The organism is Streptomyces sp. NPDC005963 (genome assembly GCF_040638655.1).
Lineage (GTDB): Bacteria > Actinomycetota > Actinomycetes > Streptomycetales > Streptomycetaceae > Streptomyces.
The window spans coordinates 56,809-76,725 of sequence record NZ_JBEXVD010000034.1; the positions used below are offsets into that span (position 1 = coordinate 56,809).

Annotated in this window: 37 protein-coding genes and 10 other RNA genes; 46 read left to right on the forward strand and 1 reads right to left on the reverse strand. The window is 65.2% G+C overall.

Features of this window, described 5'->3' with window-relative positions:
• Window positions 1-507 precede the first annotated feature (507 nt).
• The 46 genes from ABZ348_RS31045 to ABZ348_RS31270 all read left to right on the forward strand — a co-directional run bounded on the left by ABZ348_RS31045 (window position 508) and on the right by ABZ348_RS31270 (window position 18,216).
• Window positions 508-687: a hypothetical protein gene (locus ABZ348_RS31045; protein WP_358938727.1), complete on the forward strand. Its 180-nt coding sequence runs from the start codon at window positions 508-510 to the stop codon at window positions 685-687.
• 1,320 nt (window positions 688-2,007) lie between these two features.
• Window positions 2,008-2,232, forward strand: coding sequence for a hypothetical protein (locus ABZ348_RS31050; RefSeq protein ID WP_358938729.1), 225 nt, complete (start codon window positions 2,008-2,010; stop codon window positions 2,230-2,232).
• A gap of 104 nt (window positions 2,233-2,336) precedes the next feature.
• Window positions 2,337-2,708, forward strand: coding sequence for a hypothetical protein (locus ABZ348_RS31055; RefSeq protein WP_358938731.1), 372 nt, complete (start codon window positions 2,337-2,339; stop codon window positions 2,706-2,708).
• Window positions 2,709-2,737: 29 nt separating this feature from the next.
• The gene (locus tag ABZ348_RS31060) at window positions 2,738-2,926 is read left to right on the forward strand and encodes a hypothetical protein (protein ID WP_358938733.1); all 189 of its coding nucleotides are present in this window, start codon (window positions 2,738-2,740) and stop codon (window positions 2,924-2,926) included.
• An RNA gene (locus ABZ348_RS31065) (hammerhead ribozyme type II) lies at window positions 2,926-2,987 on the forward strand. The genes ABZ348_RS31060 and ABZ348_RS31065 overlap by 1 nt, the downstream gene beginning before the upstream one ends.
• 19 nt (window positions 2,988-3,006) lie before the next feature.
• Window positions 3,007-3,189 (forward strand): hypothetical protein, encoded by a 183-nt coding sequence (locus tag ABZ348_RS31070; RefSeq protein WP_358938734.1) that lies wholly within the window; start codon window positions 3,007-3,009, stop codon window positions 3,187-3,189.
• Window positions 3,189-3,338 carry a hypothetical protein gene (locus tag ABZ348_RS31075; RefSeq protein WP_358938736.1) on the forward strand — a complete coding sequence of 50 codons (150 nt, stop codon included), beginning with the start codon at window positions 3,189-3,191 and terminating at the stop codon, window positions 3,336-3,338. The genes ABZ348_RS31070 and ABZ348_RS31075 overlap by 1 nt, the downstream gene beginning before the upstream one ends.
• An RNA gene (locus ABZ348_RS31080) (hammerhead ribozyme type II) lies at window positions 3,339-3,401 on the forward strand.
• Between the two features lie 18 nt (window positions 3,402-3,419).
• The gene (locus tag ABZ348_RS31085; RefSeq protein ID WP_358938738.1) at window positions 3,420-3,659 is read left to right on the forward strand and encodes a hypothetical protein; all 240 of its coding nucleotides are present in this window, start codon (window positions 3,420-3,422) and stop codon (window positions 3,657-3,659) included.
• Window positions 3,660-3,721, forward strand: an RNA gene (locus ABZ348_RS31090) — hammerhead ribozyme type II.
• Between the two features lie 20 nt (window positions 3,722-3,741).
• Window positions 3,742-3,954 carry a hypothetical protein gene (locus tag ABZ348_RS31095; RefSeq protein ID WP_358938740.1) on the forward strand — a complete coding sequence of 71 codons (213 nt, stop codon included), beginning with the start codon at window positions 3,742-3,744 and terminating at the stop codon, window positions 3,952-3,954.
• A gap of 3 nt (window positions 3,955-3,957) precedes the next feature.
• An RNA gene (locus ABZ348_RS31100) (hammerhead ribozyme type II) lies at window positions 3,958-4,020 on the forward strand.
• A gap of 152 nt (window positions 4,021-4,172) precedes the next feature.
• An RNA gene (locus ABZ348_RS31105) (hammerhead ribozyme type II) lies at window positions 4,173-4,248 on the forward strand.
• A 9-nt stretch (window positions 4,249-4,257) separates the two neighbouring features.
• Window positions 4,258-5,082 carry a hypothetical protein gene (locus tag ABZ348_RS31110; RefSeq protein WP_358938742.1) on the forward strand — a complete coding sequence of 275 codons (825 nt, stop codon included), beginning with the start codon at window positions 4,258-4,260 and terminating at the stop codon, window positions 5,080-5,082.
• 25 nt (window positions 5,083-5,107) lie between these two features.
• An RNA gene (locus tag ABZ348_RS31115) (hammerhead ribozyme type II) lies at window positions 5,108-5,170 on the forward strand.
• A gap of 17 nt (window positions 5,171-5,187) precedes the next feature.
• Window positions 5,188-5,397 carry a hypothetical protein gene (locus ABZ348_RS31120; RefSeq protein WP_358938744.1) on the forward strand — a complete coding sequence of 70 codons (210 nt, stop codon included), beginning with the start codon at window positions 5,188-5,190 and terminating at the stop codon, window positions 5,395-5,397.
• A gap of 88 nt (window positions 5,398-5,485) precedes the next feature.
• Complete coding sequence (locus ABZ348_RS31125) at window positions 5,486-5,695, forward strand: hypothetical protein (RefSeq protein ID WP_358938746.1); 210 nt, start codon at window positions 5,486-5,488, stop codon at window positions 5,693-5,695.
• 77 nt (window positions 5,696-5,772) lie between these two features.
• Window positions 5,773-5,922, forward strand: coding sequence for a hypothetical protein (locus tag ABZ348_RS31130; RefSeq protein ID WP_358938747.1), 150 nt, complete (start codon window positions 5,773-5,775; stop codon window positions 5,920-5,922).
• A complete protein-coding gene (locus ABZ348_RS31135) occupies window positions 5,922-6,347 on the forward strand; it encodes a hypothetical protein (protein ID WP_358938749.1) in 426 nt (141 codons plus the stop codon). The genes ABZ348_RS31130 and ABZ348_RS31135 overlap by 1 nt, the downstream gene beginning before the upstream one ends.
• Window positions 6,348-6,390: 43 nt before the next feature.
• Window positions 6,391-6,453, forward strand: an RNA gene (locus ABZ348_RS31140) — hammerhead ribozyme type II.
• Between the two features lie 16 nt (window positions 6,454-6,469).
• A complete protein-coding gene (locus tag ABZ348_RS31145; RefSeq protein WP_358938753.1) occupies window positions 6,470-7,030 on the forward strand; it encodes a hypothetical protein in 561 nt (186 codons plus the stop codon).
• A gap of 43 nt (window positions 7,031-7,073) precedes the next feature.
• Complete coding sequence (locus ABZ348_RS31150) at window positions 7,074-7,217, forward strand: hypothetical protein (protein WP_358938755.1); 144 nt, start codon at window positions 7,074-7,076, stop codon at window positions 7,215-7,217.
• 2 nt (window positions 7,218-7,219) lie between these two features.
• An RNA gene (locus tag ABZ348_RS31155) (hammerhead ribozyme type II) lies at window positions 7,220-7,280 on the forward strand.
• A gap of 29 nt (window positions 7,281-7,309) precedes the next feature.
• Complete coding sequence (locus ABZ348_RS31160; protein ID WP_358938757.1) at window positions 7,310-7,525, forward strand: hypothetical protein; 216 nt, start codon at window positions 7,310-7,312, stop codon at window positions 7,523-7,525.
• Window positions 7,522-7,806, forward strand: coding sequence for a hypothetical protein (locus tag ABZ348_RS31165; RefSeq protein ID WP_358938759.1), 285 nt, complete (start codon window positions 7,522-7,524; stop codon window positions 7,804-7,806). Before ABZ348_RS31160 ends, ABZ348_RS31165 begins: the two co-directional genes overlap by 4 nt.
• Window positions 7,803-8,237 (forward strand): hypothetical protein, encoded by a 435-nt coding sequence (locus tag ABZ348_RS31170; RefSeq protein ID WP_358938761.1) that lies wholly within the window; start codon window positions 7,803-7,805, stop codon window positions 8,235-8,237. Before ABZ348_RS31165 ends, ABZ348_RS31170 begins: the two co-directional genes overlap by 4 nt.
• Window position 8,238: 1 nt before the next feature.
• A complete protein-coding gene (locus ABZ348_RS31175; protein ID WP_358938763.1) occupies window positions 8,239-8,454 on the forward strand; it encodes a hypothetical protein in 216 nt (71 codons plus the stop codon).
• A 23-nt stretch (window positions 8,455-8,477) separates the two neighbouring features.
• An RNA gene (locus ABZ348_RS31180) (hammerhead ribozyme type II) lies at window positions 8,478-8,539 on the forward strand.
• A 20-nt stretch (window positions 8,540-8,559) separates the two neighbouring features.
• Complete coding sequence (locus tag ABZ348_RS31185; protein ID WP_358938765.1) at window positions 8,560-8,859, forward strand: hypothetical protein; 300 nt, start codon at window positions 8,560-8,562, stop codon at window positions 8,857-8,859.
• A 3-nt stretch (window positions 8,860-8,862) separates the two neighbouring features.
• Entirely contained in the window at window positions 8,863-9,486 is a 624-nt protein-coding gene (locus ABZ348_RS31190; protein ID WP_358938767.1) for a hypothetical protein, read from the forward strand.
• Between the two features lies 1 nt (window position 9,487).
• The gene (locus ABZ348_RS31195) at window positions 9,488-9,775 is read left to right on the forward strand and encodes a hypothetical protein (protein WP_358938769.1); all 288 of its coding nucleotides are present in this window, start codon (window positions 9,488-9,490) and stop codon (window positions 9,773-9,775) included.
• The gene (locus tag ABZ348_RS31200) at window positions 9,772-10,002 is read left to right on the forward strand and encodes a hypothetical protein (protein WP_358938771.1); all 231 of its coding nucleotides are present in this window, start codon (window positions 9,772-9,774) and stop codon (window positions 10,000-10,002) included. The genes ABZ348_RS31195 and ABZ348_RS31200 overlap by 4 nt, the downstream gene beginning before the upstream one ends.
• Complete coding sequence (locus ABZ348_RS31205) at window positions 9,995-10,303, forward strand: hypothetical protein (RefSeq protein ID WP_358938772.1); 309 nt, start codon at window positions 9,995-9,997, stop codon at window positions 10,301-10,303. The genes ABZ348_RS31200 and ABZ348_RS31205 overlap by 8 nt, the downstream gene beginning before the upstream one ends.
• Window positions 10,300-10,473: a hypothetical protein gene (locus ABZ348_RS31210; protein ID WP_358938774.1), complete on the forward strand. Its 174-nt coding sequence runs from the start codon at window positions 10,300-10,302 to the stop codon at window positions 10,471-10,473. Before ABZ348_RS31205 ends, ABZ348_RS31210 begins: the two co-directional genes overlap by 4 nt.
• A 77-nt stretch (window positions 10,474-10,550) precedes the next feature.
• Complete coding sequence (locus ABZ348_RS31215; RefSeq protein WP_358938776.1) at window positions 10,551-10,673, forward strand: hypothetical protein; 123 nt, start codon at window positions 10,551-10,553, stop codon at window positions 10,671-10,673.
• A complete protein-coding gene (locus tag ABZ348_RS31220; RefSeq protein WP_358938778.1) occupies window positions 10,670-11,263 on the forward strand; it encodes a hypothetical protein in 594 nt (197 codons plus the stop codon). Before ABZ348_RS31215 ends, ABZ348_RS31220 begins: the two co-directional genes overlap by 4 nt.
• A 46-nt stretch (window positions 11,264-11,309) precedes the next feature.
• The gene (locus tag ABZ348_RS31225; protein WP_358938780.1) at window positions 11,310-11,639 is read left to right on the forward strand and encodes a hypothetical protein; all 330 of its coding nucleotides are present in this window, start codon (window positions 11,310-11,312) and stop codon (window positions 11,637-11,639) included.
• Between the two features lie 11 nt (window positions 11,640-11,650).
• An RNA gene (locus tag ABZ348_RS31230) (hammerhead ribozyme type II) lies at window positions 11,651-11,716 on the forward strand.
• A gap of 10 nt (window positions 11,717-11,726) precedes the next feature.
• On the forward strand, window positions 11,727-11,975 hold the full coding sequence (locus tag ABZ348_RS31235; protein WP_358938782.1) for a hypothetical protein: 249 nt from the start codon (window positions 11,727-11,729) through the stop codon (window positions 11,973-11,975).
• The gene (locus tag ABZ348_RS31240; protein ID WP_358938784.1) at window positions 11,972-12,469 is read left to right on the forward strand and encodes a hypothetical protein; all 498 of its coding nucleotides are present in this window, start codon (window positions 11,972-11,974) and stop codon (window positions 12,467-12,469) included. The genes ABZ348_RS31235 and ABZ348_RS31240 overlap by 4 nt, the downstream gene beginning before the upstream one ends.
• Before the next feature lie 219 nt (window positions 12,470-12,688).
• Window positions 12,689-12,847: a hypothetical protein gene (locus tag ABZ348_RS31245; protein ID WP_358938786.1), complete on the forward strand. Its 159-nt coding sequence runs from the start codon at window positions 12,689-12,691 to the stop codon at window positions 12,845-12,847.
• Between the two features lie 243 nt (window positions 12,848-13,090).
• Window positions 13,091-15,022, forward strand: coding sequence for a recombinase family protein (locus ABZ348_RS31250; RefSeq protein WP_358938788.1), 1,932 nt, complete (start codon window positions 13,091-13,093; stop codon window positions 15,020-15,022).
• Window positions 15,023-15,048: 26 nt separating this feature from the next.
• On the forward strand, window positions 15,049-15,801 hold the full coding sequence (locus ABZ348_RS31255) for an SDR family NAD(P)-dependent oxidoreductase (RefSeq protein WP_358938789.1): 753 nt from the start codon (window positions 15,049-15,051) through the stop codon (window positions 15,799-15,801).
• Window positions 15,780-16,859, forward strand: coding sequence for a low specificity L-threonine aldolase (locus ABZ348_RS31260; RefSeq protein ID WP_358938791.1), 1,080 nt, complete (start codon window positions 15,780-15,782; stop codon window positions 16,857-16,859). Before ABZ348_RS31255 ends, ABZ348_RS31260 begins: the two co-directional genes overlap by 22 nt.
• A 71-nt stretch (window positions 16,860-16,930) precedes the next feature.
• Window positions 16,931-17,515, forward strand: coding sequence for a transglutaminase domain-containing protein (locus tag ABZ348_RS31265; RefSeq protein WP_358938793.1), 585 nt, complete (start codon window positions 16,931-16,933; stop codon window positions 17,513-17,515).
• An 11-nt stretch (window positions 17,516-17,526) separates the two neighbouring features.
• Window positions 17,527-18,216: a phenylalanine--tRNA ligase beta subunit-related protein gene (locus ABZ348_RS31270; protein WP_358938795.1), complete on the forward strand. Its 690-nt coding sequence runs from the start codon at window positions 17,527-17,529 to the stop codon at window positions 18,214-18,216.
• Window positions 18,217-18,258: 42 nt separating this feature from the next.
• Here the strand turns inward: ABZ348_RS31270 and ABZ348_RS31275 are convergent, their stop codons facing one another.
• Entirely contained in the window at window positions 18,259-18,981 is a 723-nt protein-coding gene (locus ABZ348_RS31275; RefSeq protein ID WP_358938796.1) for a lysophospholipid acyltransferase family protein, read from the reverse strand.
• Window positions 18,982-19,917: the final 936 nt, after the last annotated feature.

The following is a 19,917-nucleotide window of genomic DNA, read 5'->3' on the forward strand; positions in this document are numbered from 1 at the left end:
GCAGCGTGCACCCGCTCGGTCTAGCGCGGTGCACCGCCCTCCGTCTCTCCGGAGAACTCGACGTCTGAGGGTGGGCCAGTTGGCCGGCAGGCGCTGACGCCTGTCAGACCCTTCCCATTGAGGCATACGGCCACCCCCAAGGTAAGAGCTAGCCCAGGGCAAGCTGAAGCTGCTGGAGCTACGTCAAGCGAGGCCCGACAGGGCCTCCAGCCTGCTATTTCGCTAGCCGCTTACTCCTACACTTATAGATACGGAGGTCACCTCGTCTCAGTCAGGGTGCCTCTACTGTGATGCCGCTCACACCAGTGCTGGACAGTGGGCTGGCTCTGGGCCGCCTGGCGGCGGCCCTTGATGTAGAGGCGACGGCGAAGGAGTGAGACTGGCTCCTTGGCGAAGTTGCTGGAGCGCCCTTCCGGGCGCCATAGAGGCAGCCGGCAAGCTCTCTGGGGCGGCGAAGCCGCCCGCAATGAAGGAGACTGGCAATCGCCAGCAGGCTACGGTTAGCGGATGCCCCAGAACCTCGATAGCGACCTTCAATTCGCGCTCCAGATCACTGGCCACACCCTCGCAGAAGGGCCGGCCGACCCAGACTCGCCGCTCGGGCGGCTGCTCGCGCTCGCGGCCGAGCACGGAGAGGAGTCGCTGACTGAGGAGCACTTCTCCGCGGCAATGCGCGGCGCCCTCTAAGGGCATTCGACCGCCGCTGAACTGGGAATCTGCGCGGCGGGGCCTGTACGGCGTCCATTCGGAACGACCCTGGAACCGTGGCAGAATCCGAGCGGCTAAGACACGTCGGTTCCCCTCCCGGCGCTCCGGGGGTCACCCCCCACCCTCCTCTCGACTGGGAGGGGAACCGCGCGTGCGTACCCGCGCGTGCGTGCGTGTGCGGAGCGAGGCCCTCGCGAACGGCCATAACGGCAGGTCGGAGGCCCTTTCCGGGGCCTGTCGAACCCTGCGCTCAACGGACCTCCGAAAGGGGCTGGATGACCCCTGGCTTGACATCGGTGTGCAAGTTTGGCAATGTTCTGTCTGTCGCCACCACGGGATGCGGAGCAGGCCGAAAGGCGAGCATCGCGAACGAGTAGCGAAACTTGCACATCGACTCACCTCCGGGTAAGTTGAGATCAGCAAGGCAGGCAAGGCGAGTGAGTGACCTCGGATACCGATGTACGGGGATAACGAACTGCGACCGGTGGTTAACGGCTCGCTCGCAACATGCCAGCCAAGCTAAGTGCAAGTTGTACAACTCGAAGTGAGTGTGATACTTTCACTTCAGCGCAAAGCCTTCGAGCCAAGCGCACAGAGCTTGGATTGTCGCTCACCCTGGCCCCCGAGAGGGACGTCGCAGCCGAGAGGTGTGGGGTGGGTAAGAGGATTCGGTTAAGGCCCTGAAGGGGCTGAGGGAGACGTGAGCGGGGCACCCTGCTCTATCCCGACGCTTTAGCTACCTCACCCGGTAGTGCTGGAACCCTGATCACCTGTAGAGGTACAGCCTCTCGAAAGTGGGACCAACCCAACGGGTTGGGCTTACCCCACCTTGCATGGCCTGATGAACCCGCCTGACTCGCTGAGTTGGGTGGGGGAAACTTTGGGACGGGTGTCCGTTCCGGGGAAGTCGGCAGCCGTGTATGACTGAGAGTGCCGGGGCCTCGACTGCCCACCAGGCAGGGAGACAACAACACGTCCCCTACCTGCCGGACGGCCGGAAGATTGGCCAGAAGGGAAGGGGGCAGTCGAGGCCCACCACTCCCCCCGATTGCGGACAGTAGTGAAAGCGGTCGGGGTACGAGTGGCGAATCTCGCCAACGCAGTGTCTCCGCAGGATGCGGAGAGAGGGGCCAGCCAATAGGGCTCCTCGCAAAGCCCCTCGATTCGCGGGTCAGCGATAAGTCGCTGACGGTGCGAGCGAGCCTCGGAAGCCTCGGGGGGTACCGGGACCTAATTCAACTCCGCAAGGACTTGCGTCCCTCGACCCATATGTGCAAGTGTAGCAACACGGGAGAGAGCATGAGCGACATCGTCACTTCGACGCACTTCGGCTGCGCCAACTGCGAGGACTTCTATCTGATCGTCGGGCCGCTCCGTACGGTGGTCAAGGTCACCGAGGGTGGCCAGGATCTGGGGCTGGACCTGCTAGTTGAGGCTGCGGAGTTCTTCCGCTACCCCGAGTGCTCCGGCTGCTTCGCGCCCTTGACCTTCGGCCGCGACCCCTTGACCCACGGTCATTCGTAGGCATGTGTGCAAGTGTGACAAGGTGAAACCCCTTCGGGGGTCCGGCCGGGATGGGTTCCCTGCCGCTGATGAGCCAGCCTGCTCAGGATCGAGGGAGACTCGAAATGCAAGCACGACAGGTAACCGCGCACTTCTACTTCGGCGCACTCACCCAGGCCAGGCGCGCATCCAAGCTCGTGGCGGGTGCAACAAGCAAGCCGGCCGAGATGCCGAAGGGCGCACGCTACTTCCTTGCTGACGACCTGATGAGCGGGTTCGGCATCGACGGAGACGGCACGCTGATCGGAGTCTTCTCCCTGATCAAGGGGCGCGGGGAGGGCATGGTTACCCACGCCATCAAGAGTGGCGCAAGGAAGTTGGACTGCTTCGACGGGTTCCTTCCCGGCTACTACGAGCGGTTCGGGTTCGTCGAGACGGAGCGCGTTCCGAACTGGACGCAGGGCGAGCCTGACGTCGTCTTCATGGCGCTGGCCTGAGTGTGCAAGTGTAGCGAAGGATGACGACGATGACCCTGGACGAGCTGCGCAAGGCGCAAGCGGCAGGCAACAAGATCGTGGGGGCGGCAGCCCCGGCCATCGGCCACGAGATGGAATACCGCCCCCGCAACGGGCGAGACCCCCTGCCCTGGATCGAGAAGGGCCAGGTGCATAGCTGGGCCCGGTATCGAAGCCGGGAAGTGAAAGTGGCGCGATAAGGCGAAACCCCCTTCGGGGGTCCGGCCAGGTGGTTCCTGGTCGCTGATGAGCCAGCCTGCTCAGCTCGGAGGAGTTCACGATGTTCGTCTCGCTCGCCAAAACCCCCCGGTCTATCTCGTACGGCCGGATGCGCTCCAGCGTCCTGAACGGCCTTCGCAGGAACAACTTGCTCGCCCTGTCGCTGGAGTTCGGGGAACGCCAGTACCTCGCCGACGTCAAGCGGTTCGAGGCACACCGGACGACCATCCTGGACGTTGCCTGATGGAGCCCGCGGAGGAGTTCCTCGCCCGGAGGCCGCGGTACAGCCGGGCACACGTCGAGGAGATCGCCACGGCCTGTGAGGGAGTAGTGCCGTTCTGCGGAGAGTGCAAGGACTGGCACTTCGACGCGGAGCCCCATAGCGGGGACTGAAGGCGAAACCCCTTCGGGGGTCCGGCCGGCTTGGGATGCCGGCCGCTGATGAGCCAGCCTGCTCAGCGAGAGGACACGAACATGCAGCCGCATCGCCACATTCGGACGTACATCCCGGGACGCGGTCAGTACCAGACCAGCGCGGAGCGCTTCGACCAACTCATAGCCGAGTACCTGCCCGCGTCCCCTGCAAGCCTGCGAGCGGAGCTCCAGCGGCTTTCCGACGAGGAGCACGGCGGGCACATCGATTACTCAGACCTGGCCACCGTGACCGAGTGCCTGCTCATTCTGGGTGAGCTGCGCGGATTCGCAACCAACTGAAGGCGAAACCCCCTTCGGGGGTCCGGCCAGGTGGTTCCTGGTCGCTGATGAGCCAGCCTGCATCAATCCGGAGGAAGTAGTCATGCCCTACACGGTGGAGTGGACCGAAGTGAGCTCGCACAAGAGGGTCCTGAGCGATGAAGAGATGGCCGACCTGATAGGCGTCACGGTCGACGAGCTGGCGGCGATGGAAGAAGACGAGGTCGAGAGCGACTTGCCGGACCTCCTGGCCGAGCTCGAAGACGGAGGGTTCGAGGGCCTGGAGCGCGAGATCGACGAGCTGATCAAGCACTGAATTAGGCGAAACCCCCTGTCGGGGGTCCGACCAGGCGGTTCCTGGTCGCTGATGAGCCAGCCAGTGCACATCACCCTACGAGACCGAAAGGTCAAACATGTTGGTAGCCGGGGGGAGATCGGTGTTGCTCGATGCGCGACGGAGTCGCGAAGACAGTGACGGAGAAGCCGGGTTCTTCAGGAGGGCAACTCGCCTTCCTGGCGACGAGTGAAGCACCAATGCGAAACCCGGCCTTCCTTGCGGAGGGTGCGGGTCGGGGCAGGGCGGCGCCTGCCTCCTGATGAGCAGCCGTAGAGGAGAGACATGGAGCTGGACAGGGAGACCCTGGAGAAGGCAGCACAGGGAGCACTGGAGCGCCCGAGCGACGCGATGTTCTGGGACGACCGCCTGTTCACAACGCACGGTGCGGTGTTCCACTGGGCTGAACTCAGCGACGACCTCTTGGAGGAGTCCAACTACCTGACCGCCCTGGCCGAGATCCAGGGGGCAGCCGGTGACGATGCGGACGAGCATGTCATCGACGGGACGTCCCGGCACTTCGCCCACGGCTCCCTGCGCACCATCTACGTTCAGGTCTACGACGATGACGTGATCCGGTGCCGCAAGTGCGCAAGTGCGGCGGCCTGGGCGGTCAGTCGAAAGAAGCACGGTCGACGTCGATTCCTGTGCGGCGCCTGCAAGAACGACTGGGATTGGGACAGCAAGCACTATGGCCTCCCCGCCCTGGAGCCGATCGCGTACCGACCCCGGTTCACCGCGGCGTTCATCGAGGCCACCGAGCTGGCGCTCTCACTTCAGGACTATCCGATTCTTGACGAATCGGATTACTCCGAGCGCGAGTGGGAGGCGTTCGAGAAGGCGCTGAAGGAAGCGGTCGAGCACGCCCAGAGCGAGTATGGGCTCGTCGATACCTGCGCAGAAGACAACGCCATCGCAGAGCTGTACTACCAGAACGAGGACGGCGAGCACCGACAGAACTGGCGCAGCCCGGATGACGTCGACTGGGAGGTGGTGGCCACCGAGTATCGCGAGGCGCGGGATGTCTACTTCCTGGAGCTGGCGACCGAGGTCTACCGATGGAACGTTCTCGGATACAGCCCGGATCAGCTCGCGTTGTTTGCGGCCTAAGTGTGCAAGTGTGACTGAAGGGCGAGGCCGAAACCCCCTCGGGGGTCGGGGCGGGGTGGCTCCCGCCTCCTGATGATGGCAGCCGCGAATGTGAAGGTGTGGCAGATGAGTGCAGATATTCGGGAGCGCACGACCAGACTTCAGGCCCTCGTCAAGGAGGTGCAGGAGTGGCGCACCGAGCAGGACCCCGGCACCGCCGAGTGGCACACCCTGATCGAACTGGCGGAGCAGGTTGAGGGCCTGCTCACCGCCCTCCCTTGGGAGTTGCAGCCGGCCCCGACCGTGGACGAGCTGATCGAGGTGATTGGGCTGTGATCGGCGAGCTGTGGCGGTTCTTCCAGAGGAAGCACCGCAAGGGCAATGGGGTCCGGTGGGCCCTGGCTTACACCTGGAGCCATGCACGGTGGCTCTGGCAGCAGAGGGGGAAGTGATGCCGAAGTTTCAAGTGCTCGTGAGTGAGTGTGTCGAGTACGCGGTCATCGTCGAGGCGGATGACGAGAGCGAGGCAAAGCTCTTGGCCGATCAAGAGCTTGTCCATGCTGGCGAAGTCGAGAAGCTCCAGCTAGAGACGGGTAAATGGCGCCGCGTCGTCTGGAGCGCCACTCGCCAGTGAGGCGAAACCCCTTCGGGGGTCCGGGGGGCTGGCATCCCCTCGCTGATGAGCCTGCCAAAAGAAGTGGAGATAGCGCAATGACCCCGAAGTTCCGCCTTCGCGACATGAGTGCCCGTGACTCGAAGCGCAAGGACAAGGCCACCACTCTGGAGCGCAAGCGGGTGCGTGGGGCGAAGTACGAGGGCGACACTTCCGTGAGCGCCCGACTGGGCGGAGTGTCCGCCTGATGCCCACTGCCGCGGAGATAAAGCAGTACGTCAGCGACGAGCACGCCCAAGGCGTGATGGAGATCGCCTCGGAGGGCGGTATCACCTACTGGGCGACCCAGCCGACCGATGACGAGTTTGCCGGCCTGCCGGCCGGTAAGACGTGGACGATCACCGAGGGGACCGCGCCGCATCCGATGTTCCCCTTCTACGACAAGCGCGAGGTGGACGGCATTCACTACCTCAACGCTGACGACATCCGCGCTGCGTACGCCAAGCTGCTCGATCTCAATCAGACGGTCGTGGGTCGGGAGTACCACGGCTACATCGTTCAGTCGTGGATCGACAGGTCCGAGGCAGGCGGCATCGACCTCGGGCAGATCGACGCCGGGACGGCCGATGTCATCGTCCAGGTGGCCATCTTCGGCGAGGCAAAGTACGGCTAGGCCATGGTGTGCAAGTGTGGCAATGTGTTAGTTTGACATCGAGAGGCGAAACCCCCTAACGGGGGTCGGCAGGGGTGGCACCCCCGCCCTGATGAGCCAGCCGAAACGAAGGTGGGGACAGAGTGAGCGAAAACGAGAGCACCGTCTACGAGTACGACACTGCCGGGGGCAAGCTCTACATCAAGGTCCGCCCAGCAGAGCGGCGCACCTACACCGACTACAGCTCGGATCGAGGGGGTCCCGGGGAGCAGATCCAGCCCCGCCTGGAGATCGGTACCGACCCTGAGTTCAAGGCCGAGGTGGAACGCGGCTTCGTCAAGGTGCGCGGACGCAAGTACGCCACCCAGAACCTCGTGAAGTACCTGCCTAACAGCCTCGGGGCGCAGCGCGGTGGCTCCCCCTGGTCTCGCGAATCCAGCTACAGCGGTGGCTTCCGCAATGATCGCGGGGGTCAGGTCGCCTACCAGGCGAAGGCGTGGGATTCGCTTCGAGAGATCGAGCGAGACGTCCTCGACCGCTTCCATGAGGAGCACCCTGAATGGGAGGTCGAGAGCGCGCGCCTCTACTTCGCGTACGAGGTGAGCGACCACCTCTACAAAGCGCAGCGTCTGCGCGGGGAAGCCGACGAGAACGAGCGCAAGGCGAACGAGTGGCAGGCGCGCCTTGACGAGCTGACGGTGTGACGTGAACTCCCTCGAACTGCGGTACGCGATCTACAAATCGCTGATGAGCCAGCTACAACCCGCCACGAACATCACGGCAGTCGGCCTGTCGTCGCCCGAGCCGGGCGAGCCTGTGGCGATTGTCGTGGGAACGCTGGACCCCAGCGGGGACACCCGGACCTACGTCCTGACCATCGTCGAGATCTAGCAAGGCGAAACCCCTTCGGGGGTCGACTGGAGTGGATCTCCAGTCCTGATGAGCCAACCCATAGTGTGAAAGTTGGACAAAGAATGGGACGCATGAAGGACATCGCTATCGACCTGATGGCCCTCGAAGCCGGTGAGTTGGGGGTCGAGGAGACGCTCGACCTCTTCGCTCTACTGATCAAGTCGGGCATGGCGTGGGACCTCCAGGGCAGCTACGGCCGTACCGCCGAACGCCTCATCGAGGCGGGCCTCATCACGAGAGACGGCGAGGTCTCGCCCAACGCTGTTGAGCAAGCGATGGCCGCGTGAGCCGCCCGACCAAGCCACCCAAGCAACTGGCCGCTCGAATGGATGCCGAGCTGGCGAGAAACGTGGAGCGCCTGGCCCCAACGCGCCTCTCGCCAAGCGACATCGTCAAGCGCTCGGTCGCCTTGTTCGTCGCGGTCTATCAGGTGGCAGTCGAGAACGGCGTAGCTCAGCCGGACGAGATTCCGACACTGACCGCCTTCCGCTATCAACTCCCTCCCCTCCCACAGCCGCCCCGCACGGGCGAACTCCGCCTCCCCCTCTCGAAGGAGAACTCGAAGTGAAGCTGACCAAGCACCTGATCGCCCTCGCCGCCGCTGTCGCGCTCGTGGCCACCGCATCGCAGTCCGCCGTAGCCACCGACCGGCCGAAGGCGAAGTCCGTGCAGCGGCCGGTCGCGGTGAGCTGGGCGCCGGCCGCCCAACTGCCCACCAAGCCGTGCTCGGAGGACGACCAGACGTCGCGCTCCTGCTACTGGGACGCGGCCCGCATGGGCAACGGCAAGGGGTACTCGTACGTGGTCGACGCTCGCGGGGAGGTTACCTACCTGAACCCGAAGCTGAACGACCGATCTGCGCGGGTCAGTTTCGCAACCCAGAAGAAGGCTGCCGGCTGGGAGTTCTGGGGTGCCGTCTGGGGTCACCAGCTCTGCTGGGCCAAGGTCGGCGAGACCTCCTACATCCACTGCTTCGACGGCTTCAAGGAGACGAGCTGACGTGGGCTTCAGCAAGACCCTGACGCGTTCCGGGAAGGACGGGTGCGTCCCGATCGGCGTCGGTTTCTACTACATCGATGACAACAACGCGCGATGGTCACGTCTGCGCAACGCCCGCTGCCTCACCACCCCACTCCCCAACGGCGGGCGCCGGTCGGTGTTCGTGGATTGCGATGGGCGCGCCGTTGCGACTGCGTGGTTCTGGAACTGGGACTGATTGAGCGCCCCGAAGAGGGCATTCGGCGAAACCCCCTTCGGGGGTCCGGCCAGGTGGTTCCTGGTCGCTGATGAGCCAGCCTGCTTAACGAGAGGACACACCGCAGTGACGATCACGCAGGACATCGCCCGCCCCGCAGCCCCAGAGGCGGATGACACCTGGAGGGCTCTCGCCATGGCCACTATCGAGGAACTGGCGCTGAAGCGCGCTGAGTTCTCGGCGGATGACGTTTGGCTGGCAGGGCTGCCCCGCCCGAAGGACTCCCGAGCGCTCGGAGGCATCCTCGCGAGCGCGAAGCGCGCGGGTGTCATCGAGGACACCGGCCGCATCGTTCCGAGCGTTTTCCAGTCCGGCCACTACGGGCCGCGCCGCGTGTGGCGCTCGCTCGTGACGGCAGGGGCCTAAGCCGTGACCGAAGAGATAGCCGTGCGCTTTGCCTCGGACACTTCCCGGCACCAGATGACTATCCATCACGACGATGGCGTGTATCGCCACCTGCGATACACGAGCAACCCCACGGGGTACGGCGAGTACTGGTTCGACCTGATCACCTGGCCTGGGCGCTTGGCCATCGTGAGCGATGTGGGTGATGACTACGTCTTCACGCGTCACACCGACATGTTCGAGTTCTTCCGCGGCAGAGCGGTTAACCCGCACTACTGGTCCGAGAAGCTCGGAGGCGGCCGGCGATCCGTTCAGGAGTACTCCGAAGACGTGTTTCGCCAGGTCGTGCGCGACCTGTTCGTGGACGCAGTCCGCTACGGCGACGCCCCGCGCGGTCTCGGTCAAGCGGTGCGTGAAGGGCTCTTGAACCAGGACACTTTCACCGACCGGGAGGCCCGAGAGCTGCTGGAAGCCTTCGAGTACCGGGGCTTTCGGTTCAAGGACACCTGGGAGTACAGCTTCCGCGACTACGAACCAGCATTCCTGTGGTGCTGCCACGCGATCGTCTGGGGCATCGCACGGTACGACCGACTGACTCGCGGCGGCCTGCAAAACCTAGCCACTCCAACCCGTGCCAAGGCGGCCTGACATGGCCCGGGAGCAAGACGGCTGGGAATACGTGGACGGCCGGCCGCGCTGGGCGCCGACCGTCGGGGTCGCAATGGCCAACATCACCTGCGGCTTGTACGGCGAGGAGTACGAGGAGATGCAACGCCAGCTCGACGACCTGGTGCGAGCGGCCCAACGCGACGCGGCCGAGCTGCTGCGCAAGCACGAGGTGGCGGACCCCATGGGCGCCGACTTCTACATCCCGATCGGCGTGAGCTACGCCGCCGACTTGATCTTTCCCGAGTACCCCAAGGAGGACGACGAGTGAACTCCCTCTTCCGGCAGGCCATCGAGCGGCACTTCGCCCGGACTCACGGCGCCGCCGTCGGCCTCGTGATCTTCAGCTACGACCGAGAGTGCGAGACCAGCAGCGACCGCGCGTTCGAGATCCGGGTCTACACGGCGGACTGGGGACTCATCGCCGAGTACCGCAACAGTGAGGCCATCCAGTTCTTGGACCATCTACTCGACAGCGAGGAGCCCGACAGTGAGTGAACGCGTAGAGATCGGCACCATCTGTGTCGACTCCGGCACGGTGTTCGTGGGTGACCCCTGCTACACCATCACCGGAGATGCGAGCCACCACATCGGCACATGGTCCGAGTGGTGCAGCAAGCACCCCTGGAACGGCGAGAAGTACAACATCGTCGAGCCCGCCGGCTCCAGCCTCGGCCTGAGCATCCCGACCAAGTACGGGGACGGCAACTACCCCGTGTACGCCGAGATCGAGGAGGGGCGAGTGGCTCGCGTCACCATCGACTTCGCCCCTGGGTGCGACGAGGAGGGCGACGAATGAAGATCGCAGTCACGATCACCGTGGAGATCGAGAACCCGGAGAGCTGGACGCTCGCGTTCGGAGTCGAAGGTGCGGCACAGATCCGCACTGACGTAAAGGGGTACGTCGGCACCAGCGTGCAGGGACTGCGCGTGTGGGGGGAAGTGGATGCGGAGGTGAGCTGGCGGTGAGTGAGCCGGTACCTGGCACGGGCCGGAAGAGTCCGGCCGCGCTCCGCTCCAAGACGGGCGGTGGGTCGCGAGGCGGCGTGAGCGCAGGCAGTCGCATCCTGGAGCACCGCTATCCCGACGAGGGCGACCGGGGCCCTTGGATTCGTCGCCTGGTCCGACGCCGCGAGGAGCGACTGTGGAAAAAGGAGGCGGGCGAGTGACCGCACTGCTCATCGGACTCGCGGGTTACGCACAGGCGGGCAAGGACACCGCCGCCCAAGCCCTCGCTGATCGCGGATGGCGGCGAGCCGCATTCGCGGACAAGCTGCGCGAGTTCCTGCTCGCCCTCGATCCACTACTCCCCGCGCTTCGCGAGGGAGGGGAGCCGTTCAGGCTCAGGCGGTGGATCGAGGCGGTGGGATGGGATCACGCGAAGGAGGAGCACCCCGAGGTGCGGGCCCTGCTCCAGCGCGCCGGCACTGAAGCGGGGCGCCGCGTCCTTGGTTCGGACGTGTGGGTGAACGCCCTGTTTCAGGAGCATGGGGACGCGCCCGCCTTGGTGGTGACTGACGTGCGATTCCCCAACGAGGCGCGCGCCATCCACGCCCGCGGCGGCGTACTCATCCGCATCCAGCGCCCTGGTGTTGGCCCCAAGCGATGCCGTGTCGGCATCGCCCACGAGAGCGAAACTGCGCTGCGGGGGTGGCCTTTCGATCACGTGCTCCTCAATGACGGCACGGCCTACGACTTGCGGCGGAAGCTGCAAGGAGTGGCGGAGCTGGTCGACCACAAGTTGCACACGCCGGTCTAGATGTGTAAGTTTGACAGCGAGAGCCGCCGAGCAAGGGAGTGTTTCAGTGGTCAACGACCATGCAGTGAAGGCCAGTTCGATTCGCGCACTGATCTCGATGTTCCAGCCGGGAGGCGAGGGGCGAAAGGGGGGTGACAGTGATGCGCTGGGAGTCCTCATCCACTCGCTCGGTGAGCTGGTCAACCCACCGAAGGAGGGCGAGCGGGTCAGCGTGCCGGCCGGCGCCACGACCACCAACGGAGGTGCCGTCCACTTCGGCCGTGAGGTTGAGGCAGAGGTGATGAAGGGCGCGGACGCTGCCGGAGACGTGCTGGTGCGCTCCGATGACGGCCTCTCCCAGTACGTGGCATATCACATGCTGCGCCGCATGTCCTAGTGTGCAAGTGTAGCCGAAACCCCTCCCTGGAGGGGTCGGGGAGGGGCGCCACCCTCCTCCTGATGAGGCAGGCGAAAGGAGTGGGCAGTGAGCCGCGAGATCGAGGTTGGGTCCAGCGCAGAGATCGACTACGAGGTGGGCCAGACCGTCCAGCTCAACACCGACCACTGGAAGGAGGTGGTGGGCGCTCGGGGAGACGAGGGCGAGATCATCCGCTTCGGCCCTGATGGTGACGACCTCTTCGGCTTCGCGTGGGTTCGGATGAAGGATTCCGGCGAACTCTTCCCATTCTTGCTGAGCGAGATCGCGAAGGTCGAAGCCGGCCAGGGCCGGTGAGGATCACCCCAAGGACCCACGAGGTCAGGAGGGTCGTCGACATCCTCGAAGACCCCACCTTCGAGGGCTCCGGGCAGATGGCGAAGGCCCTAATCAAGGAGGTCGCCGACATTCTCCAGATGCGAGACCTGTTCGTCATGGTCCACACCTGGGCGAACGGAGAGAAGGGCTTGAACTACGGCCCGTTCGGCTCGCCCGCGGAGGCGGAGGCGTTCGCCAAGAAGATGTCGTTCGGGGGCTCCGGGAAGGTCGTACCCCTGACGTCCTCGGGGGTCATGCTCGCCAATCACGACGGCAAGTCCGGCTGGCCCGGCTATTGCCACGAGCCCGAGTGCGGGCACGCCCCATGGATGCACGCGATCGAAGGCGCGAGCAGGGGGAAATGCCACCTCCATACGTGCAAGTGTGGCAAGTTTCGCAAGGAAGATCCGAACGCCAAGAAGGCGCCCAAGAGGGCGGCCACGGGAAGGGGGCAGGGAGTCAATGAGCTCTAAGGTCGAGTGGAGAGCGTGCTCTTGCGGCTTGAAGCGGGGATTCATCAGCGAAGCTGACGCCGAGAGGGCGCTCGGTCGAGCGCGGGCCAAGAGGACGCGAAGGGCTGACATCCTGGGTACGAGGCGCGGCCTCCGAATCGAGCGCCGCCTCTACTGCTGCGACTTCGGCCTCTGGCACCTGACGGCGGAGAACCGGAGGGCGTATCGGGGGGCTGCGGCGTGAGCGAATTCGATTGGATCGACGCCCTATTCATGCAGGACGGGCCATGCTTCATCTGCGGAGACCCGGTCGACCACTACGAGGTTGAGCACGGCCTGGCGACTGGTGACGGACGGACACGGGCCGACGTGGCCAGTCAGGGTTCCATCGATGAGTGAGAGTCCTGTCGTGAGCGTCGAGTGGCGCAGAACGCGATGGACTCCCGAGGAGCGAGCGCGGCTCGCGCGAATCCTCCTTGGCCCGGTGGTCCAAAAGGACTAGCTCAGCTACAGTTGCACATGCCGCACCTTTCGCCCCCTGGGTCCCTGTCGACTTGGGGGGCGCGTGGCATTTCGTGCAAGTTCAACTTAGGGGGAGCCATGCATACCACCACTCTGCCGCGGCACAGCAAGGTGCTTCGAGTGGCGATCTACCTGCGCGTTTCCACTGCGAAGCAGGTCGACGGTTACGGACTCGACGACCAGGAGGAGCGGTGCCGGGCATGGGTCTCCTATCAGCTCCGGAACGTCCGGCACGTAATCGTCGACATCTACTGTGATGGCGGCGTATCCGGCAAGCTCACGCACCGCGAGGGCGTGGATCGATTGACCTCGGACATTGAGGCCGGCTTGATCGACGTCGTTGTGTTCGGCAAGCTTGATCGGATTGGCCGCACGATGCGCGACATTCACCGCTGGGTCTACGACGTCACCGACTGCGGGGTACGAGTCGCTACCGCTGACGGGCGCATTGATTCCGAAGACCAGATGTTCGGCATCCAGCTTTCCCTGCTGGCGTACATGGCCGAGGTGGAGCACGCCCTGATTCTGGAGCGCACGCTTGGTGGCCGAATGAAGAAGGTCTCAGGGGGCGGCTGGGCCAGCGGCTCGCCGCCCTTTGGCTACATGCTCGACGAGGAGGGCGAGCCTGTCGTCAATCCCGCCGAGCTGGAGCAGGTCATCAAGTTCGCGGAACTTGCCATCGATCGGAAGTTCACCCGCGGCGAGTGTGCGAGCGCTCTGAACGAGGCCGAGTACCGCACCCGCACCGGGAAGCTCTGGGAGGGTAACAACCTCGTCCTCCGGATGCGCTTGGCGATTCGTGGATACGTGGACTTCACCTTCTCGGGCATGAACGAGGACGGCGAGGAGATCACCACCTCCTATCGCTTGGAGCTTCCCCCGCTCTTGCCGGAGGACCGCCGCACGGCGCTGGAGCGCGCCCTGGACGGCATGAAGGGCAACCCTCGGACCTCTTACTCGGATCACATGCTCTCCGGGCACCTGACGAGCCTCTGCGGGCATAGTCGATACGGCGCGGCTCGCGCCGAGCAAGGTGACGTGGTCTATCGGTGCTCGAACCGGTCGCCGGCCGCTGAGGGGCACACCTGTAAGCAGATCCCTGGCGAGGAGACGGAACGCCTCGTATGGGACGAGGTCGCCAAGCTTCTTACCGACCCGGAGTCGATCAAGGGACTCATCGGCGAGTGGCTGGGCAGCGTTCCTGAGCGTGCCAAGTCCTACCGCGTCCGCCTAGCAGAGATCGAGGGCAAGCTGAGCAAGCTCCGCACCACCCGGCGCAAGAAGATCGCCCTGCTGGCTGCCTCGCTCGATGAGGGGGACGAGGACGACCAGCGGCTGATCATGGAGCTAAAGGAGGAGATCGCTTCCAAAGAGAAGGGGCTCCGAGAGGAGCAGGAGCGCATCATCGAGTGGCTGGAGGATGCGGAGCGCAAGGAGGAGCGCGCTGACGGTATGCGGTCGCTGATCGATCGCATCGGCGCGAACGTTCGCGACCTGAGTAAGGCGGACAAGAAGCGGACCCTGGAGATACTCCGAGTCCGGGTCGAGATTGTGGGGGAGGGGAAGCCTGCCCGCGCGGGGGGCAGCAAGGACCCGATGATGGAGTGGCATCGCGAGAACTCGATCAAGATCCCGCTCTCCATCTCCGACGAGCAATGGGGGCGAGTTGAGGGCATCCTGGCGGGAGAGGGCAAGGCGGAGGGGCGGCCGTGCTTCGAGGTGCTGCTGGAGAAGCTGCGCAACGACAAGGGGTGGCATGACTATGACCGCGACGAGCGCATGGGCGGCAAGGGCTGGGGCGTCTTCTATCGCCTCGCGCGCCGATGGTTCACGACCGGCGCGTATGCGCGGGCGCTGGAGGCGCTCGGACCCTACGAGGGAGCCGAAGTATCTAGTGGATACACTTTGCCTCCCATGAAAATTCTCGGCGGCATAGACTTTTCACCGGAGAATGTTGTGAAATCTGAAGTACATCAGCGGACTCCTTCAACGAAGGGGATCACCGCGGAGCGGACCCCGGACGTCGAAGCTGCTCGCGGGGCAGCTGCGTGAACATGCGTACACAGGAGGCGACGAGTATGACGAACGCAGGCGGTCCGTTGGAAGGTGCCGTCATCGCGGTCGCCGGAGCAGCAGGCCCCGCTGGCCGGGCGACCTTGCTGCGACTGGCCGAGGCCGGGGCGATCGTGGTGGGGTCCGACGCCGATCCCGAGCGACTGGCCTCCGCGGTCGACGCCGCTCGGTACGCCCACGGCGGTGCGACGGTCACCGGTGACACCGTCGACCTCCTCGACCTCGCCGCCACCCGCGAATGGGCCGACAAGACGGAGAAGGAGTTCGGCCGGATCGACGGCCTGGTCCACCTCGTCGGCGGCTGGCGGGGCAGCTCGTCCTTCGCCACCACGGAACTGGCCGACTGGGACGTCCTGGAGCGACTACTCATCCGCACCGTCCAGAGCACCAGCCTCGCCTTCCACGACGGTTTGCAGCGCAGCGACCGCGGCCGGTACCTCCTGATCAGCGCCGCCGGGGCGAGCAGCCCCACCGCGGGCAACGCCGCCTACGCCTCCGCCAAGGCAGCCGCCGAGGCATGGACACTGGCACTCGCCGACGCCTTCCGCAAGGCCGGAGGCGACGAGGGCCCCAAGGCCGCCGCCGCCATCCTGGTCGTCAAGGCCCTGGTGCACGACGCGATGCGCGCCGAGCGCCCGAACGCGAAGTTCGCGGGCTTCACGGACGTGGCCGAGCTGGCCGAATCCATCGCCGGCGTCTGGGACCGGTCGGCTGCCGAAGTGAACGGACAGCGCCTGTGGCTGACGCCCCAACCGTGAAGACCGACGCGCGACGCCATCACGATCCCGCCCTTCGCGGCTTCGCCAGCGACAACTACGCGGGTGCCCACCCGGAGATCCTGGCCGCGCTCGCCCTCGCCAACGGCGGCCACCAGGTCGCGTACGGAGAGGACGAGTACACCGACCACCTCCAGCGGTTGATGCACAGCCACTTCGGTTCGACGGCGGAGGCTTTCCCCGTCTTCAACGGCACCGGCGCCAACGTCACCGCCCTCCAGGCGCTGACCGACCGTTGGGGTGCCGTGATCTGTGCGGAGAGCGCACACATCAACGTCGACGAGGGCGGCGCACCCGAACGCATGGGCGGGCTCAAGCTCCTCACCGTACCCACGGAGGACGGCAAGCTCACGCCCGAGTTGATCGATCGGCAGGCTTGGGGTTGGGAGGACGAGCACCGGGCGATGCCGCAGGTCGTGTCCATCACCCAGAACACCGAACTGGGCACCGTCTACACGCCCGACGAGATCCGCGCCATCGTTGAGCACGCCCATGAGCGGGGCATGAAGGTCCACCTCGACGGAGCCCGCATAGCCAACGCCGCAGCCTCACTGGACGTTCCGATGCGGACGTTCACCAATGCGGTCGGCGTCGACGTGCTGTCCTTCGGCGGCACCAAGAACGGAATGCTGTTCGGGGAGGCGATCGTCGTCCTCAATCCGGACGCCGTCAGCCACATGAAGCACCTGCGCAAGATGTCCATGCAACTCGCCTCCAAGATGCGGTTCGTCTCCGTCCAGTTGGAAGCACTGCTCGCGCGTGATCTCTGGCTCCGCAACGCGCGGCACTCCAACTCCATGGCCCAGCGACTGGCGGCCGGAGTGCGCGATGTGGACGGAGTGGAGATCCTGCACCCCGTCCAGGCCAATGCGGTGTTCGCTCGGCTGCCCCAGGACGTCAGCAGGCGCTTGCAGCGCCGCTTCCGCTTCTACTTCTGGGACGAGACCGCGGGTGACGTCCGCTGGATGTGCTCCTTCGACACCTCGGAGGACGACGTCGACTCCTTCGTCCAGGCGTTGAAGGAAGAGATGACTCACTAGCTCCTGCATGAATATGCGGCCGATCGGAAATGTATTGCATCCGGTCGGCCGTTTGCCTAGGGTCGACCGCCATGGAGCTCATACAGCAGGACCCGGACATCTCGGCCTATCTGGCGGCCAGTGATGTCATCGACCACGAGCACCCACTGGTACGGGAGATCGCCTCAGACCTTCGCTCGTCCGTGGAGCACGGCAATGTCTCCGCGTACGCCGAAGCCGCCTTCGACTTCGTGCGCGACGAAGTGCCTCACTCCCATGACGTCGACGACCCCCGTGTCACCTGGCGCGCTTCCGATGTGCTGCGACTGCGGACGGGCATCTGTTACGCGAAAGCCCACGCCCTCGCGGCACTCCTCCGCGCCGAGGGCATCCCCACGGCGCTCTGCTATCAGAACCTCGGAGTGATCCACGGCCTGGTCGCCGTACACATGCCGGATCGCGATCGATGGGCGCGGCAGGACCCACGGGGCAACAAGCCCGGAGTGGACGCCCGATTCTCACTCGACGAGGAACGACTGGCGTTCACCGTAGATCCAGAGTCCAACGAGATGGACTATCCAGTACTGTACGCTGAACCTCATCCTGTGGTGCTCCATGCGCTCACCACGGCGAGCGATCGCGCATCGCTCTGGCTCCACCTCCCCACCGAACTGTGAGGCACTCCGCTATGGCGCTCACCCTCGCCGTCTCCCCCGAGGTAGCGGCACTCGCCCCCGACTTCACGCATCTGGCCATCGAGGCGCGCGGCTTGGTGAACGGCCCCAGCAGTGCGGCGACCTCGGCATTGCTGGACGACGCGGCACGACGGCTGACCGAACGGCTCGACGGTCGGGCTCCGCACGAGGACCCGCACATGATCGCGTGGCGTGCGGCCTACACGGCCTTCGGCGCGAAGCCGTCCCGGACGCGGAACTCCGCCGAGGCCCTGGCGAAGAGAGCCCTCGCGGACGGCGGACTGCCGCGGATCAACCTTCTGGTCGATCTGTACAACGCGATCAGCATCGCCCATCTCGTTCCCGTCGGAGGCGAGGACCTCGACCGCATCGCGGGGGGAATGCGGCTCGTGCGTGCCACCGGGCAGGAACCGTTCATCACGCTCGCGAGCGGCGAGGAGACGGTGGAGCACCCGGAACCGGGCGAGGTCGTCTGGTGCGACGACGAGGGGGTCACCTGCCGCCGGTGGAACTGGCGGCAAGGACCCCGGACCCGACTCGTGGAGGAGTCGGTCAACGCGGTCTTCCTGCTGGAGTCACTGCCCCCGATGTCACGGGCCGAGTTGGACGCGGCCGGCGCCGAACTCGTCGAAGCACTGGAAAAGGCGAGCCCGGGGGTGCGGATCAGCGTGCACCCGCGCTGACCGTCGATCCCGTACCGCAGGGAGCCGACTGGAGGGCGCCGCTCAGCGCGTCTCGCGCACCTCGGCCGGAGTCGGCGCGGTCCCCCCGAGGTGCGCCGGCACCCACCAGGTGTCCGAGGCGTCCTTGGGACGTACGGGATAGGCGCGCTGGGCGTCTTCGAGCAACTCTTGTACGCGCTCGCGCACCCGCCGCGTGATCGCACCCGCGTACTGGTCCTTGGGGGCCTCGATGGGCTCGCCCACCCGGATGGTCACCGGGATGTGGCTGCGCCGGAAGTTCCGCGGACGCCCCTTCGTCCACAACCGCTGTGTGCCCCAGAGCGCAACGGGGATCAGCGGTACGCCCGCCTCCTGGGCCATCCGAACGGCTCCGGACTTGAACGACTTCAAGGTGAACGACTGCGAGATGGTCGCCTCGGGAAACACACCGATGATCTCGCCCGAGCGGAGTGACTCAAGGGCCTGCTTGTACGCGGCCTCACCCTGATCGCGGTCCACCGGAATGTGCTTCATGCCGCGCATCAACGGGCCCGACACCTTGTGACGGAAGACCGCGTCCTTCGCCATGAAGCGCACCAGCCGCTTCTGGGGGAGCGCGGTGAGCCCGGCGAAGATGAAGTCCAGATAGCTGATGTGGTTGCTGACCAGAACGGCACCGCCCGTGCGCGGGATGTGCTGGGCGCCTTGAGTGTCGATCTTCAGGTCGAGCGCCTTGAACATCGCGAGCGCGGCGCCAACGACCGGTCGATAGACCAACTCTGCCATCTGGGGAGGACCCTTCTGTTGTGCCCGGGGAGGGTTCGCCCGGTGGAAGTTACGCAGCCGTAGGTTTTCGGCACTGTGGCAGATCGTGCCCCATGTGCGTCGCGCTGACCAGTCCTGGAGACTTTGGCGTGCGAGATTCTTGTCACGTCGAACATTTCAGGCCGTACTTGACTGTACCTGTCATATATAGCGGCACTGACGAGGTGTCCGAAGAACTCCTCTCACCGAGCCAGGAGTCCTCGCCTTGACGGGCCTGTCGCGCGTCAACCTGCGGCGCTCTACCTTCCCTGAGCTGCCCAGTTCTCCCTCGATGCGCCAGGTGGCGCTATGCCTGGCCGGCGCTGCCCATGACAAGCAAGGCACCCCCAAGAGGGCCACGCCATCAGATTCCGCTTCCATCGAGCCGCCGAGGTCTTGTTTGGGCGCGGCGAACACATTTTTCAGTTGGCGCGTTCTCGCCCCAGGCGGACTCAACGAATCCATGCACCTGACGGGTGCCGGGTGGCCATGGGTGGGGTCGTGCAGGTGTGGCGCGGAGTCGGGTCGGCTCAGCAACACCGACGCTGGTCGACGGGCTTCGCGGCTGGCGCAACGTGATGCCGAACGCGCGCGGGACCGTGCCGCGTTCACGCCTTCGGGCGCTGCTCGGACCCCGTTCGGGTCGCGTTGGCAAGGTCACAGTTGTCGGAGCGTGTCCAGCGGGTAGGTTAAGGATCGTACTGGCGAGTAACGTTTGGCTCGGGGCGTGACCGTCTCGACCGGAACGCCCTCTTTCGAAGGCGCGAGGTCCTCGAGGAGAACGTCGCTCGCCCGATGTGACGACCGTTCGGCGCAAGCCGTTTCAGTAGGAGGTTTGGTGTGAGTTTGCGGATTGTGGTGTGTGTGAAGTATGTGCCGGATGCTTCGGGTGATCGGGGGTTTGGTAAGGATTTGACG